11 protein-coding genes are annotated in these 14,292 nt (G+C 71.3%); 5 read left to right on the forward strand and 6 right to left on the reverse strand.

Annotation, left to right across the window (positions count from 1 at the left end):
* Positions 1-23 precede the first annotated feature (23 nt).
* From QM582_RS10785 to QM582_RS10795, 3 genes are read right to left on the reverse strand one after another with little or no spacing between them, the layout of a single operon-like run.
* Positions 24-1,178 (reverse strand): amidohydrolase family protein, encoded by a 1,155-nt coding sequence (locus QM582_RS10785; RefSeq protein ID WP_415084282.1) that lies wholly within the window; start codon positions 1,176-1,178, stop codon positions 24-26.
* Entirely contained in the window at positions 1,168-2,481 is a 1,314-nt protein-coding gene (locus tag QM582_RS10790) for a glutamine synthetase family protein (RefSeq protein ID WP_415084284.1), read from the reverse strand. The genes QM582_RS10785 and QM582_RS10790 overlap by 11 nt, the downstream gene beginning before the upstream one ends.
* Before the next feature lies 1 nt (position 2,482).
* Positions 2,483-3,925: an APC family permease gene (locus QM582_RS10795; protein ID WP_415084286.1), complete on the reverse strand. Its 1,443-nt coding sequence runs from the start codon at positions 3,923-3,925 to the stop codon at positions 2,483-2,485.
* A 156-nt stretch (positions 3,926-4,081) separates the two neighbouring features.
* On the opposite strand from QM582_RS10795, the gene QM582_RS10800 reads away from it, so the two are divergent.
* Positions 4,082-4,288, forward strand: a complete 207-nt coding sequence (locus QM582_RS10800) for a hypothetical protein (RefSeq protein ID WP_415084288.1) — start codon at positions 4,082-4,084, stop codon at positions 4,286-4,288.
* Between the two features lie 24 nt (positions 4,289-4,312).
* On the opposite strand, the gene QM582_RS10805 is transcribed toward QM582_RS10800, so the two are convergent.
* Both QM582_RS10805 and QM582_RS10810 read right to left on the reverse strand, forming a co-directional pair.
* Positions 4,313-5,710 (reverse strand): DUF2786 domain-containing protein, encoded by a 1,398-nt coding sequence (locus QM582_RS10805; protein WP_415084290.1) that lies wholly within the window; start codon positions 5,708-5,710, stop codon positions 4,313-4,315.
* A gap of 55 nt (positions 5,711-5,765) precedes the next feature.
* Complete coding sequence (locus QM582_RS10810; protein ID WP_415084291.1) at positions 5,766-6,416, reverse strand: hypothetical protein; 651 nt, start codon at positions 6,414-6,416, stop codon at positions 5,766-5,768.
* A gap of 116 nt (positions 6,417-6,532) precedes the next feature.
* On the opposite strand from QM582_RS10810, the gene QM582_RS10815 reads away from it, so the two are divergent.
* Positions 6,533-11,185 carry an ATP-dependent helicase gene (locus QM582_RS10815; protein ID WP_415084293.1) on the forward strand — a complete coding sequence of 1,551 codons (4,653 nt, stop codon included), beginning with the start codon at positions 6,533-6,535 and terminating at the stop codon, positions 11,183-11,185.
* Positions 11,186-11,388: 203 nt separating this feature from the next.
* Positions 11,389-12,246 carry an Fpg/Nei family DNA glycosylase gene (locus QM582_RS10820; RefSeq protein WP_415084294.1) on the forward strand — a complete coding sequence of 286 codons (858 nt, stop codon included), beginning with the start codon at positions 11,389-11,391 and terminating at the stop codon, positions 12,244-12,246.
* A gap of 350 nt (positions 12,247-12,596) precedes the next feature.
* Here the strand turns inward: QM582_RS10820 and QM582_RS10825 are convergent, their stop codons facing one another.
* A complete protein-coding gene (locus QM582_RS10825; RefSeq protein ID WP_415084296.1) occupies positions 12,597-13,025 on the reverse strand; it encodes an SRPBCC domain-containing protein in 429 nt (142 codons plus the stop codon).
* A 26-nt stretch (positions 13,026-13,051) separates the two neighbouring features.
* Between QM582_RS10825 and QM582_RS10830 the strand changes: the two genes are divergently transcribed.
* Positions 13,052-13,879, forward strand: a complete 828-nt coding sequence (locus QM582_RS10830; RefSeq protein WP_415084298.1) for a phosphotransferase family protein — start codon at positions 13,052-13,054, stop codon at positions 13,877-13,879.
* 4 nt (positions 13,880-13,883) lie between these two features.
* On the forward strand, positions 13,884-14,195 hold the full coding sequence (locus QM582_RS10835; protein WP_415084299.1) for a zf-TFIIB domain-containing protein: 312 nt from the start codon (positions 13,884-13,886) through the stop codon (positions 14,193-14,195).
* The last annotated feature ends 97 nt before the right edge of the window (positions 14,196-14,292 follow it).

The following is a 14,292-nucleotide window of genomic DNA, read 5'->3' on the forward strand; positions in this document are numbered from 1 at the left end:
TTCGGCTCGGGGGCCGACGTGCGTCAGCTCAATCGGTACACCCGGCGGGCGTTGGCGTTGCCGATCAGCTCGGCGACTCGGGCGGCGTCGGAGATCGAGGCGTGGCCACCGGCGATCCAGTCGTCCAGGGTTTCGGCGAGGCCCTGCCGGAACAGCAAGGCGCCCACGTAGTAGAACTCGGGCAGCCCGAAGGTGTCGGTGGAGAACAGCGCCTTGTGGAACGGCGTCAGCTCCAGCGACTCGGCGATGACTGCGGCGGAGCGGGCGCCGGTGTAGTTGATCGCCAGCCCGACGTCGCAATAGACGTGCGGGTACACCTGGGCCAGATAGCCGGCCTCGCGGTGGTACGGGTAGCAGTGCAGCAGCATCACCGAGGTGCCCGACTCGCGGGTCGCCTTCAGCCAGGCCGTCATCAGCAGCGGGTTGCAGCGCACCAGGTCGACATCCGCGTCCCCGTAGCCGACGTGGAACTGCAGCGGCAGCGCCCGGTCGACACCGCACCAGATGCCGAACCGGAGCAGCACCGGGTCGGTCAGCCGAACCCGGCCGGTGCGTCCGATCTCGTCCAACCAGGCCGCCGCCCGAGCCGCCACCTCGTCCTCGGACGGACGCGCCGCCTCGAAATCCAGCCCGTACCGGTACGCCACGATGCTCTTCAGGCCGACGGCGTCCACCGTGGCGGCGGCGAGTGCGGCGCGATAGGCGTCCGGGAAGTCGGCACCGGACGACAACGTGACGGCGACCTGCTCGGCGACCGCCTCCAGCCGGACGATCTCGTGGGTGGGCGCGCCGCTGACCTCGGCCATGCCGGCCACGTCCAGGATGTCGTCGCCGCGATATCCGGTGTCGAGCAGCAGGGTGTGCAGCCGAGCGAAGCCCAGCAACCTCCGGTTCACCTCGGACGCGCCAAGCTCGGCGCGCCGGGCCAGGTAGTCCTCGGGGCTACGGTCGGGCGACAGGTCGAGCACCGGGGCACAGCGCCGCCGGATCGCCAGCCCGACCTGGCTGTCCCAGCCGGACGTGCCGCGCGGCGAGGGCCACGGTGACTCGGTCATCAGGTCCTCGAACACGGCCCGCGGCGGGTTCTCAATGATCACCCCGTGGCAGTGGTGATCGATCAGGTCGACCGCGTCCACCAGGTCTCGACAGGCTCGACCAGCGGAGTGCTCAGTAGACATCGCGGTAGTCGGCGCAGATGTCGGCGTCGGAGCGTCCCTTGGCGCGGGCGATCTCCTCGCGCTTGATCGCCAGGAAGGTGTCCAGCATCTCGGTGTCGAACCAGCCGGCCACGACCTCGTCCTCGACCAGCGCCTCCAGGGCCTCGTCCAGCGACGCCGGCAGCGTCCGGACGCCGGCCTCGGTCCGCTCCTCGGGGGTCAGGGCGTCCACTTCGACGTCCAGCACGCGCGGCGCCGGCAGCTGGTTGCGGATGCCTTCCAGCCCGGCCCGGATGATGCAGCCCAAGTAGAGCCACGGGTTGCTGGTGGCGTCGCCGGCCCGGTACTCGATGTTGTACTGCGCCGCGCGGTTCTTGCCCTCGACCTCGACCAGCGGGCAGATCCGCAGCATCGCCTCGCGGTTCTGCTCGCCGAGGAAGGCGTGCCCCGCCGACCAGCGGTGCGGGGTGAGTCGCTGGTACGACACCACGCTGGACGCGGTCAGCGCCGTGATCGCGCGGCAGTGCCGCAGGATGCCGGCGGCGAACTGGCCGGCGACCTCCGACATCCGGCCCGGACGGGACGCGTCGAAGGTGGCCGGCACCCCGTCCCCGGTGCGCAGCGACACGTGCAGGTGGACGCCGTTGCCGGAGCCGTCCGGATCGAGCAGCGGCGAGAACGACGCCTGCTTGCCGTGCAGCTTCGAGTAGTGCCGGACGAGGTCGCGCAGCAGCACCGCCCGGTCGGCGATCTCGACGTCCAGGGCCGGCGGGATCACCACCTCCCACTGGTTCGCGCCGTACTCGGGCAGCCAGTTCTCCGGCTCGATGCCCGCCTTGGTCAGCGCCGTCACCAGGCCCGATCCCCACGGTTCGCCGCTGAGCAGGGCGTCCAGCGAGAAGGGTGCCGGCGGCTCGTCGTCGGTGACCAGCATGAACTCGTGCTCGAAGGCGCCGTAGATGTGCAGCCCGGTCTCGGCGGCCAGGTCGGCGACGGCGGTACGCAGGAAGGTGCGCGGGCAGGCCGCCCACGGCGTCAGGTCGATGTTGACGGTGTCGCCGAGCATCACGGTCAGCGGCGGCGCACCCTCGGCGGTCGGGAACTGGGTGCGGGTCGCCGGGTCGGGGATCAGCCGCAGGTCGCCGGTCGAGCCGAACACCTCACCCTCGGCGACGATGTGCCCGAACGGCCCGATGCCGAGGTTGGCGGGCACCCAGCCGCAGCCGGTGTCCAGCGAGTCCTCCAGCCGGGGCAGCGGCATGGCACGGCCGCGGGTGATGCCGACCAGATCGTTCGTGCCGACGAAACCGAGTTCGCTGACCACCTCAGGACTCCTTACCGGCCGAGGTTCCGGCCTGATCGGGCTCACCGAGTTCTTCGGTGAGATGGGCGCCCACCCGTTGCGCGATGGACGGGGCGAGCAGGATCACCAGCAGCCCGACGAGACACCAGGCGCCGGCGATCCAGGGGAACAGGGTGTAGGGCCATTCGGTGCCCAGCTGCTGGCTGAACACGAAGAGCAGGTAGCCGATGCCGAGCACCGGGATCGCGATCTCCCACTTCGGGATGGTGTTGTTGCCTCGGACGGTGAAGTAGATGACGCCCGCGGAGGCCACCGAGTAGGCGACCAGCATGCACAACACGGCGATGGTGGCGTACCAGTAGTAGGCGTCGAAGGCGCCGACGCCGGCCACCCCGAGCCCGGCGCACAACGCGAAGGCCAGCACCACGACGCAGATCACGGCGTTGCCGGGGACGCCGTGCTTGCTCAGCACCCCGAGCTGCTTGGGGCCGAAACCGTCCCTGGCCAGGGCGAACAGTAGACGTCCGGCGGCCGCGGTGGAGCCGATCGTGGACGCCAGCGCGACCATCAGCGCACAGAAGGCCAGGATCACCGCGAACCACTCGCCGACGTAGGCGGCGGCCAGATCGGTGATGCTGGAGTTCGAGCCGGCGAACGCCTCGATGCCGACGGCGTCGGTGCCGAAGCCGACGGTCTGGGCGAACATCATCAGCACGTACAGCAGCCCGCCCAGGATCACCGCGCCGGCGATCGCGCGTGGGATGTTGCGGCGCGGATCCTCGGTCTCCTCACCCAGCGACGAGCAGGATTCGAAGCCGGCCCAGGACAGGAAGGCGAACACCGAGGCCGCCATCAGCGTCCCGAACGAGACGTCGCCGGCGGAGAAGGTGCTGACCACGTCGATGCTCTGACCGCGCGGCGCGGTGCCGGCACCGGCCCGGCCCAGGATCACCGCCGCCAGCACCAGCATGGCCGCGATGCCGATGCCTCCGATCGCCAGCAGCACGTTGGCGGCCACCGCCGACTCGCGGATGTTCAGCGCCAGCACCACGGCCGCGCAGAGCAGGGCGACGATCAGCCAGTTCGGCCCGCCCTCGAAGCCCAACTGGATCAGGAACGCGTCGAAGAACACCCCGCAGGACGCCAGCGTGCAGGCCGCGAAGAACACGTAGGTGCCGAGCAGCGCCCAGCCGCCGAAGAAGCCGGCCCGCGGGCCGACCGTGATCCCGACCAGGCCGTAGATCGAGCCGGCATGGTTGAAGTACGAGGTCAGCCGGACGAAGCCGTAACCGACCGCCCCGACGCCGGCGAACGCGATCACGAAGACCAGCGGGACACTCGGCCCGACCATTCCGGCCACGCCGATGCCGTTCAGCGACATGGCCAGCACGGGAGCCATGAAGCCCACCGAGATGGCGATCGCCTGCCAGAGCTTGAGCTTTCCGGTGGTGCTGGTATCCGGCATCGGTCCTGCTTTCTCGGCGGGTTCTCAAGCAACGGTGGTGCCTGAACCAGCAATGCGTCAAGCCACTGCACGCCCGGCGATGAGGTCGTGACGCGTGCGTAACGCGTTGTCCGGGCGCCGCCTGCGAAACCGGGTGGTGGCACGCAATCTTTCGCTATGAGTGATGCGGACGTGGCACGGCGGATCCGAGCGGTGTTCACCATGTACGAGTTCGGCGAACGGATGCATCGCTCCACGCTGCGTCGCGAGAACCCCCAGGCGACCGATGCCCAGATCGACGCGCTGCGCAATGCCTGGCGTCTCGACCGCCCCGGAGCACCGCACGGTGACGCCGTGGGCCGACCATCCCGCCGAATCCAATGACGAACTCGAGGCTGCACTTCGCACTCAGAACAGCGGCTGCTCCGCCGACTGGGCGGGTGCGGATGTTCTCGGCTCGGCGGGCAGAGGAGCCGAGGTGAGCGCGGCGGCGTCGCCGGCCATCCGGCCGCTGGCGTAGCCGGACGCGTCGTAACCGCCGCGGACCCGTTCGGACGTGGTGGCCTGGAACCGCTCCGCCATGAACTCATCGATCCGGGTGTCCCGGGAAGCCAGCACGGGCAGGAAGCCGGCCGCGTCGGCACTGGTGTAAGCGACCCTGCGGACCTCCGCCAGCCGCTCGCCGATCCGTCCGCTGAAGCCCAGCAGGAAGGCGGAACGGAAGGCCTGCGACCTGGCGCGGGCGCCGGGCGGGGCTGCGGCGCTGGCCTCGACCAGGGCCCGTTGCGCCTGCACCAGCAGCGAGGTGAACAGCAACTCCACCGCCTCCAGGTCGTCGGCGTAGCCGACCACGTTGGAGAACGCCAGTTCGGCGTTGAACAACGTCCGGCAGCGAGTGTGCTCGGCGATCGTCTGCAGCAGCAGTGCCTTCGCGTCGGCGTAGGGCGCGTCGATCGGCAGCCGGATCATCCCCGGCCGGCTCTCGGTGGATCCGGCCTCGTCGACCATGGCCTGCTCGATGGCGTGCTTGGTCATCAACTCTTGCGCCTTGGCGGTGAACGCCATCGCCTCGGACTCGTGCTCGGTGGACTCGGCCTTGGCCAGCAATGCCCGGACCCGCTCCAGGATCGGGTGCGCGCTCGCCGCGGTGGCGGACCGGCCGATCAGCGGACGCCGGGCCCGCACCCCCGGCGGTGGCGGCAGCAGTTGGTCCAGTTCGGGGACGCCACCCAGGGCCGCCGCGAGCCGAAGGATCGCCTTGAGGTCGTCGTCCACCGTTCGTCGAGCCCACACCATCGCCCACCCGCGAGCCGGCATGTCTGCTGGCAGGTCGGCCGCCTCCCACTGACGAATCCACTGCGGATCGTGCCGGGTCGGTCCCTGTCGCGACGCGCGCTCGGCTGCGATGGCGAGACGGACCAGGTCGGCACCGGCAGCCTTCGCCCGCGTCCGCGCGAAACGGATCAGTTCGCCGGGCTGCCAGCCGCTGCCGTAGAACTGCAACACCCAGCCGACCAGCACCGGCTCGGCGTCGGCATAGAACCGGGCCGGTTCGATCGCCCGGGCCTGCGGCAGCAAGTCGGGAATGAGCAACCCGTAGCGTGCATCGTCCAAGATCTCGGCGGCACCGCGCGGCCGGCGATCCGGTTCGGGACGCCGACCGAAGGCGTTGTCGAAGAACCCGTGGGCATCCCCGAAAGGGCTACTCGGACGGCTCGACTGCTGGCCTCGCTGCTTGTCGCGCGCCCGCTGCCGGGCACGTTCCTTGGCTCGCGCGGCCCGCTTGGCCTGGCTCCCGCTGCTCATGCCAGCGATGGTAACGGCGTCCGCCGACAGAATCCGCGGGTGTGCCCGCGGAGGGTCACCAGTGCACGAACCTGGTGCGGCTGAGCAGGAAGCCGTGGCCGGTGACGCCATTCCAGCAAGTCAGACCGGAGGCCTGGGAGAGGCAGGCGTTCGGGCCGAAGGCCGCCAGCTTCCCGTACGGCAGCAGGTACTGCTTCATCCCTCGGTGCAGGGCGTCGGACCAGCCCGGGACGTCGCCGCGGGACGAGCCGGTCACCGTCCCGTCGACGATGGCCACGCCACTGCCGCATTCCAGGTCGGGATCGCAGCCACGGGTCAGCGGGGCCGGCAGCTTCCAGGTGTGTTCGTAGACGTAGCAGTCGACCGAGCCGCGCTTGCCCTTGGTCAGGTCACAACCGATGTTGCCGGACGGCAGGTGCAGGTAGGCGGTCGCCGAACTCCAGTCGGAGGCCCGCGCTGAGGCGGTGCCCGACGGCACCGCACGGCACGCCCGCGGGTCGATCCCGTCGGGCAGCACGATGCCGTTGAGACAGCCGGCGGCCGGCGGCGGGGGCGAGGGGGACGGCAGTTCCAGCGTGACGCCGGGTGAGGGCTGGGCTGACGTCGCGATCGGCGGCGTCGGGACGGTGCGGTCCGATCCTGGAGATCCGCACCCGGCCACGGTCAGCAGGGTGAGCGCGAGCGCTGCCACCAATGCCCTGGCCATCACCGCCCCTTTCGTAGCGCAACACCGCTCTTCTGGGTTACCGCAGAGTCTCTCGCAGATCGGTATCAGTTCGGGAGAGCTCCGCTGTCAGTGCCGCGTGGCATTGTGATCACGTCATGGCAGACGACGTACTCGACCGGTTCTCCCCGGCCACCGCGAGCTGGTTCCGGGGCAGCTTCACCGCGCCCACCGCGGCCCAGGCCGGCGCCTGGGAGTCGATCAGCTCCGGGCAGCACACCCTGGTGGTGGCGCCCACCGGCTCGGGAAAGACGCTCTCGGCGTTCCTCTGGGCGCTCGACCGATTGGCCACCGAACCCGTTCCCGAGAAGCTGAAACGCTGCCGGGTGCTGTACGTCTCGCCGCTCAAGGCGCTGGCCGTCGACGTGGAACGCAACCTCCGCTCGCCGCTGGTCGGGATCGGCCACGAGGCCGTCCGGATGGGGTTGGAACCGCCGGCGATCACCGTCGCGGTGCGCTCCGGCGACACCCCCGCCGACCAGCGCCGCAGCTTCGCGCGCGAGCCGTCCGACATCTTGATCACCACCCCCGAGTCGCTGTTCCTGCTGCTCACCTCGGCCGCCCGCGAGACCCTGGCCAGCATCCAGACCGTGATCGTCGACGAGATCCACGCCCTGGCCGGGGGCAAGCGCGGCGCCCATCTGGCGCTCTCCCTGGAACGCCTGGACGCCCTGCTGGAACGGCCCGCGCAACGGATCGGGCTGTCCGCGACCGTCCGGCCGATCGAGGAGGTCGGCCGGTTCCTGGCCGGCGGTCGTGGCGTGAGCATCGTCAATCCGCCCAGCGAGAAGACCTGGGAGCTGTCGGTGGTGGTGCCGGTGCCCGATCTGGGTGCGCTGGGCGAGGTCACCGACGACCTGTCCGGGCCGGCGGCCGGCGATCCGCGGCGCACCTCGATCTGGCCGCACGTCGAAGAGAAGATCGTCGACCTGGTCGCCGCCCACCGCTCCACCCTGGTGTTCGCCAACTCCCGCCGGCTGGCCGAGCGGCTGACCGCACGGCTCAATGAGATCTGGGTCGAGCGGCAAGCTGCGTCGGTCGAGCTTGTCGAGACCAGGTCCACGCTCGGTCGGAACGCCAGGCCGCCTGCGGAGGTGATGGCACAATCCGGCCAGTCCCAGGGCGCCCCGCCACTGCTGGCCCGCGCTCATCACGGCTCAGTCAGCAAGGAGCAGCGCGCCCAGACCGAGGACGACCTGAAAGCCGGGCGGCTGCCGGCGGTGGTGGCCACGTCGTCCCTGGAACTCGGCATCGACATGGGCGCGGTCGACCTGGTGGTGCAGGTCGAGGCGCCGCCGTCCGTGGCGTCCGGGCTGCAACGGGTCGGACGCGCCGGGCATCAGGTGGGCGCGACCTCGCGCGGCGTGCTGTTCCCGAAGTTCCGCGGCGACCTGGTGCAGACCGCTGTGATCACCGAACGGATGCGGGCCGGGGCGATCGAATCGCTGCGGGTGCCGTCCAATCCGCTCGACGTGCTGGCCCAGCAGATCGTCGCCATCTGCGCGCTGGACGACATCACCGTGCCCGAACTGGAAGCCCTGGTCCGGCGGGCCGCGCCGTTCACCGGGCTGACCCGGCCGGTGCTGGAGTCCGTGCTCGACATGCTGGCCGGGCGCTACCCGTCCGAGGCGTTCGCCGAACTGCGACCCCGGCTGGTCTGGGATCGCACCACCGACACCCTCACCGGACGCCGCGGCGCGCAGCGGCTGGCGGTCACCTCGGGCGGCACCATTCCCGACCGGGGCATGTTCGGCGTGTTCGTCTCCGGCGAGGGGGTCGGACGCCGGGTCGGCGAGCTCGACGAGGAGATGGTCTACGAGTCCCGGGTCGGCGACGTGATCACCCTGGGCACCTCGACCTGGCGGATCGAGGACATCACCCACGACCAGGTGCTGGTCAGCCCCGCCCCCGGCGAACCCGGACGGCTGCCGTTCTGGAAGGGCGACACGCTGGGCCGTCCGGCCGAACTCGGCAAGGCGCTGGGTGCGTTCGTGCGCGAGGTCGGCGGGCTGGCGCCGGAGGCGGCCCGGCAGCGGGCGAAAGCGGCCGGGCTGGACGAGTGGGCCGCCGACAACCTGGTCGGCTACCTGGCCGAGCAGCGGGAGGCGATCCCGCAGCTGCCCAGCGACACCACCATCGTGGTGGAGCGGTTCCGCGACGAACTCGGCGACTGGCGGGTGGTCGTGCATTCGCCGTTCGGCGCGCCCGTGCACGCCCCGTGGGCGCTGGCGATCGCGGCCCGGTTGCGGGAGTCGCACGGCGTCGACGTCCAGGCCATGCACGGCGACGACGGCATCGTGCTGCGGCTGCCCGACACCGGCTGGGCCGGCGACGACGAGGTGGCGGTGCCCGACCTGCTGCAGGCGATCGTGCTCGACCCGGACGAGGTGGCCGGCCTGGTCACCGAGCAGATCGGCTCGTCCGCGCTGTTCGCCAGCCGGTTCCGGGAATGCGCGGGCCGGGCCCTGCTGCTGCCCAAACGCCGTCCGGACAAGCGTCAGGCCTTGTGGCAGCAGCGTCAGCGGGCCTCGCAGCTGCTCGAGGTGGCGTCGGAGTACCCCAGTTTCCCGATCGTCCTGGAGGCGGTGCGGGAGTGCGTCCAGGACGTCTTCGACGTCCCCGCGTTGGTGGAATTGATGCGGTCGATCGCGACCCGGCAGGTGCGGACGGTGGAGGTCACCACGCCGCGGCCGTCCCCGTTCGCCGGCTCGCTGCTGTTCGGCTACGTGGCGCAGTTCCTCTACGAGGGCGATTCGCCGCTGGCCGAGAGGCGGGCCGCGGCGCTCACCCTCGACCCGGCGCTGTTGGCCGATCTACTAGGTACGTCGGACGGGCTGGCGCTGGCCGACCTGCTCGACCCGGAGTCGTTGACCCGTACCGAATCGGAGCTGCAGCACCTCGCCGAGGGACGCCGGGCCCGCGATCTGGAGGATCTGGCGGATCTGATCCGAGTGTTGGGTCCGCTGGACCTGCCCGGGCTGCGGGCCCGCAGCGCCGACCCCGACCGCGTTCCGGAGTGGCTGATCGGACTGACCGAGCAGCGCCGGGTGATCGAGGTGCGGATCGGCGGCGGCACCCGCTGGGCCGCCGTGGAGGACGCCGGACGCCTGATCGACGCCCTCGGCGTCAGCGTGCCGGTCGGGGTGCCCGAGGTACATCGCGCCCCGGTGCCCGATCCGTTGGGCGACCTGATGCTGCGCTGGGCCCGCGGGCACGCTCCGTTCCTGGCCTCCGAGGTGGCCGGCTGGCTCGGTCTCGGACCGGCCGTGGTGCATGGAGTGCTGACCCGGCTGGTCGCCGACGGACGCCTGGTCGAGGGTGATCTGCGGCCGCCGGGCTGGGTGCCCCCGTCCTCACTGGCCGAGCTTGTCGATACCCCGTCGGTCGAGCATGTCGAGACCCGGGTTTCGACAAGCTCAACCAGCGGTGGCCTCAGTTACTGCGATCCCGGCGTCCTGCGGGTGCTGCGACGGCGTTCGCTGGCGGCGCTGCGCAACGCGGTCGAACCGGTGCCGCCGCAGCAGTTCGCGCGTTTCCTGAGCCACTGGCAAGGGGTGGTGACGCCGCTGTCGGGAACCCCGGGGGTGTTGTCGGCGATCCAGCAGTTGGCCGGGTACCCGGTGCCGGCGAGTTCGCTGGAGTCGCTGGTACTGCCGGCCCGGGTGCGCGACTACCAGCCGGCCATGCTGGACGAGCTGCTGGCCGGCGGCGAGGTGGTCTGGCAGGGTGCCGGCGCGCTGGCCGGCACGGACGGCTGGATCACCCTGCATCCCGCGGAAACCGCCGAGCTGACCCTGACCCGGCCCGGTGAAGCGCCCGGCGATCTGGCCGCACGGGTGCTGGAGGCGCTCGCCGGCGGCGGCAGCTACCTGTTCCGCACGCTCGCCGAACGGGTTCCGGCCTCGGACGCCGAGCTGTCCGAGGCGCTGTGGCAGCTGGTCTGGTCGGGGCACATCAGCAACGACACCCTGGCCCCGCTGCGCGCGCTGCTCGGCGGCGGCCGGGTCAGCCTGAAGGCGCGTCCCGCCCCCGCTCGCGGCAGGTTCGGACGCCGCGGCCTGCCGCGCGGGCCGCTGCCCCGTCCGGCCGGTCCGCCCGAGGCGTCCGGACGCTGGTCGCAGCTGCCGAGCGTCGAGACAGACCCGACCGTGCTGGCCGCCGCGCGCTCCGAGGTACTGCTGGACCGCTACGGCGTGGTCACCCGCGGCTCGGTGGCCAACGAAGAGGTGACCGGCGGGTTCGCCGGCGCCTACCGGGTGTTCAGCGCCTTCGAAGAAGCCGGCCAGGTGCGCCGCGGCTACTTCGTCGAGGGCCTGGGCGCCGCCCAGTTCGGCGACCGGCACGCCGTCGACCTGCTCCGCGAAGCGAAGGAGATCCCCGGCGCGCGGGTGCTGGCAGCCACCGATCCGGCCAACCCGTACGGGGCGGCGCTCCCCTGGCCGGCGCGTGCCGAAGGCGCCAAACACCAGCCCGGCCGCAAGGCCGGCGCCCTGGTCGTGCTGAACGACGGCGACCTGACCCTCTACGTCGAACGCGGCGGACGCACCCTGCTCTCCTTCACCGACGATCCCGGCCTGCTGGCCGCGTCCGCCACCGCCCTGGCCGAAGCCGTGCACGCCGGCGTCCTCGGCAAACTCACCGTCGCCAAGATCGACGGCGCGGACGTCCTCGGCTCCGACCACGCGCTGGCGCAAGCCCTCGCCGGCGCCGGGTTCCGGCTGACGCCGCAGGGGCTCCGGCTGAGGAGGTGAGAGGGCATGTCCAGGCCGGGAGTCTGCAGAAGTCGGCCCAGAAGCCCTGCAAACGTCGGCCTAGAGATCCTGCAAACGTCGGCATTGAGGTGGCGGGCGAGCCGGCATCGTCACCTGGCCGTTTGATCGCGCCGGCTCCGCGGCTACCGCCTATGGTGTTGCCGTGTCTCAGCCCACCGGCACCCGCGTCCTCACTCCCGGACATGGCCAACGCGGAGCGCACCATGCCCGAGGGTGACACCGTCTGGCGCACCGCGCAGCGCCTCAACCAGGCGTTTGCGGGCGAACCACTGATCCGCACCGACCTGCGCTGGCCGGGGATATCGACCCTCGACTTCACCGGGGACACCACTCTCGAGGTGATCAGCCGCGGCAAGCACCTGCTGCACCGGCTGGATTCGGGTCACACCGTCCATTCCCATCTGCGGATGGAGGGCCAGTGGCTGATCGCGGACGCCGCCACCGCACGTCCGGACGCCCAGACCCGCGCCTTCCTCAGCACCGCACGCTGGGCAGGGCTCGGCCAGCGCCTCGGCATGCTGGACGTGGTCCGCACCGATGCCGAGCACACCCTGGTCGGTCACCTCGGTCCGGACGTCCTCGGCGCCGACTGGGACCCTGCGCTGGCCGCCGCCAACCTGACCCGCAATCCCACGATCGGTGCCGCGCTGCTCGATCAGGCCAATCTCGCAGGTGTCGGCACCTTGTATGCCGCCGAGACGCTGTTCATGGAACGCCTCCATCCGTGGACGCCGCCCGCAGAACTCCCCGGCCCCGTCCGGCTCGCCGTCGTCAACCGCGCCCACCGACTGCTCGGCCGCGGCCGGCAGCATGCCGTCCAGTCCACCACCGGCAGGCGTCGACGTGGCGAGAACACCTGGGTGCACGGCCGGTCCGGGCTGCCCTGTAGGCGGTGCGGCGGCACCGTCCGGGTGGCGATGATCGGCCCGCCCACCCGGGAGCGGACGATGTTCTACTGCCCCACCTGCCAGGGCGGCCTGGCACCTACCGACGACGGGCGTCCGCAGCGTCCGCTGGGCGCCTCACCCAGGCGGTACTAGTGTCCTGCGCCTTTGTTCGTTGGCGGTGGCAGCTGGGGCTGGTGGGCTGATCCGTGGGTCGCCGGCGCTGGTGAGGCGCTGGAACCAGTTTGTGGTGGTTATCGGACCGGTGTCGGTTCGCTGTCTCTGCTCGAACCACTTTCTGGTGGGTATAGCTAACCCCCAGGGGGTATCGGTAGCCACCAGAAACCGGTTCGAGCAGCCGACGACGCCGGTACGGGTCGCCGTAACCACCAGAAACCGGTTCCAGCAGTTGATGCAGCCCGGTCAAGAGCCGCTCGGCAGCCGCTGCACCAACGCCAACGAACCTACGGACGCGCGCCCACTAGGCGGAGGAAGGAGGAATCAGTTCAGGCCTGGGCGGCCTTCGCGAACCGGTCCAGCAGCGTCGGCCAGTCCCCGAACTTCTCCCGGGCTTCGGCGTTGTATTCGGTCCAGCCGTCGTGCTCGAAGGTGACCTGGGTGCCGGCGTCCGAGGGGACGAAGGTGACCCGGACGACGGTCGGGAAGGAGCGGTCCTGAGCCAGCGTGAAGCTGAACGCGACGCGGGCCGGCGGATCCCAGGCGACCACCTCGCCCCAGTCGTGTTCGGCGCCGTCGGCGTGCCGCTCGGTGATCTGGCCGCGCATCCACGGATCGATGGTGACGGTGGTGAAGGTGTCGGGATTCCCGCTGTACTCGGGATCCCACCAGGTGCCTATCTTGGCGGTGAAGACGTCGAACGCATGCTCGGGGGTGCAGGTCAGGCTGAGCTCGTGCACGATCGGGCTGGTATCCATGCCCCGATCCTTCCAGAATGACGGACGTGGCAACACGGCCTGGGCTGGACGCCTGGATACGAACGGTGCTGGACGCCCACCGCCCCGGCTCCGCTCCGGCGGAGGTTCGCCGCACCAGCGCCGGCGCCGAATTGCGGTTGGCCGGCGACGTCGTGGTCAAGCTGCACGCGCCCCGCACCGACCCGGACGCCCTGCAGCGCCGTCTTGATCTGGCCGTCTCCCACCGGCAATTCGTGCCGCCGCTGGAGACCCGGGTCCGGCTCGCCCCGGACGGCCGCGCCGTCACCGTGTGGCCCCGGGTCGGCAGCACCGATCCGGACGCCGTCGCCCAGCCCTGGGCGTCCGCCGGGGTGCTGCTGGCCGGGCTGCACCGCGTCCCCGCTCCGGACGGGCTCCCCGGGCACGGCTGGCCGCAGCGGGTGACCCGGGCGGTCGGACGAGCCCCCGCGGCACTGCGCGGCCTGGGGGAACGGCTGCTCGACCAGCTCGCCCACACCGAACCGGGCCGGTCGGCCGGCGTGCTGCACGGCGACTGGCACCTGGGCCAGCTCGGACGCTGGACCGACGGCTGGCGACTGCTGGACGTCGACGACGCCGGGGTGGGCGACCCGGCCTGGGACCTGGCCCGGCCGGCCGGCTTCTGGGCCTGCGGACTGCTCCCCGACCCCGACTGGCAGGACTTCCTGGACGCCTACCGCGACGCCGGCGGCCCGGCGGTCCCGGCCGCCGGCGATCCGTGGCCGGTGCTCGACCTGCCGGCCCGCTGCGCGGTCTTCGTCGCCGCCCAGCAGAACAGCCACAGCCCGGCCACAGCGGATGCACTGGTTGCGGCTTGCCGTCGCATGGCACAGTAATTTCATGTCCTCACCGACCGACCCGATGCCCCGCTACGAGCCGTATGCGGGCGCCGTGCCCGCCGGATTCACCTGCCCCAAATGCGCGGGCAGCATGCGCACCGTCGATCGCAACGGCATCCACATCGAGCAGTGCCTGAACTGCCGGGGCGTCTTCCTGGACTTCGGCGAACTGGAGAACATCACCCAGTTGGAGGCCCGGTTCGCGGCCCCGCCCCCGCCCGCGCAGAGCTACGGTTACGGCCCCGACTGGGGCCATCGCGGCGGCCACCGCTACCGGCGCGGCGGCCTGGGCGGGCTCTTCTTCTCCAGCTGACTTTCCCCTGCCGAATCCCGGCTGATTCGCTGACAAGCGTGTATCAGGCCGGGAGCGGCGCGTACCTGTGGGTTGTTGCGTCCATCCACAGGAGGCC

The organism is Micropruina sp. (genome assembly GCF_047607385.1).
GTDB lineage: Bacteria > Actinomycetota > Actinomycetes > Propionibacteriales > Propionibacteriaceae > Micropruina.

What these genes read in the sequence shown, in the direction of transcription:
- QM582_RS10785 (WP_415084282.1), bottom strand. Translation starts at nt 1,178, where the DNA reads ATGTCTACTGAGCACTCCGCTGGTCGAGCCTGTCGAGACCTGGTGGAC.
- QM582_RS10815 (WP_415084293.1), top strand. Translation starts at nt 6,533, where the DNA reads ATGGCAGACGACGTACTCGACCGGTTCTCCCCGGCCACCGCGAGCTGG.
- QM582_RS10795 (WP_415084286.1), bottom strand. Translation starts at nt 3,925, where the DNA reads ATGCCGGATACCAGCACCACCGGAAAGCTCAAGCTCTGGCAGGCGATC.
- QM582_RS10835 (WP_415084299.1), top strand. Translation starts at nt 13,884, where the DNA reads ATGTCCTCACCGACCGACCCGATGCCCCGCTACGAGCCGTATGCGGGC.
- QM582_RS10825 (WP_415084296.1), bottom strand. Translation starts at nt 13,025, where the DNA reads ATGGATACCAGCCCGATCGTGCACGAGCTCAGCCTGACCTGCACCCCC.
- QM582_RS10800 (WP_415084288.1), top strand. Translation starts at nt 4,082, where the DNA reads ATGAGTGATGCGGACGTGGCACGGCGGATCCGAGCGGTGTTCACCATG.
- QM582_RS10820 (WP_415084294.1), top strand. Translation starts at nt 11,389, where the DNA reads ATGGCCAACGCGGAGCGCACCATGCCCGAGGGTGACACCGTCTGGCGC.
- QM582_RS10805 (WP_415084290.1), bottom strand. Translation starts at nt 5,710, where the DNA reads ATGAGCAGCGGGAGCCAGGCCAAGCGGGCCGCGCGAGCCAAGGAACGT.
- QM582_RS10810 (WP_415084291.1), bottom strand. Translation starts at nt 6,416, where the DNA reads ATGGCCAGGGCATTGGTGGCAGCGCTCGCGCTCACCCTGCTGACCGTG.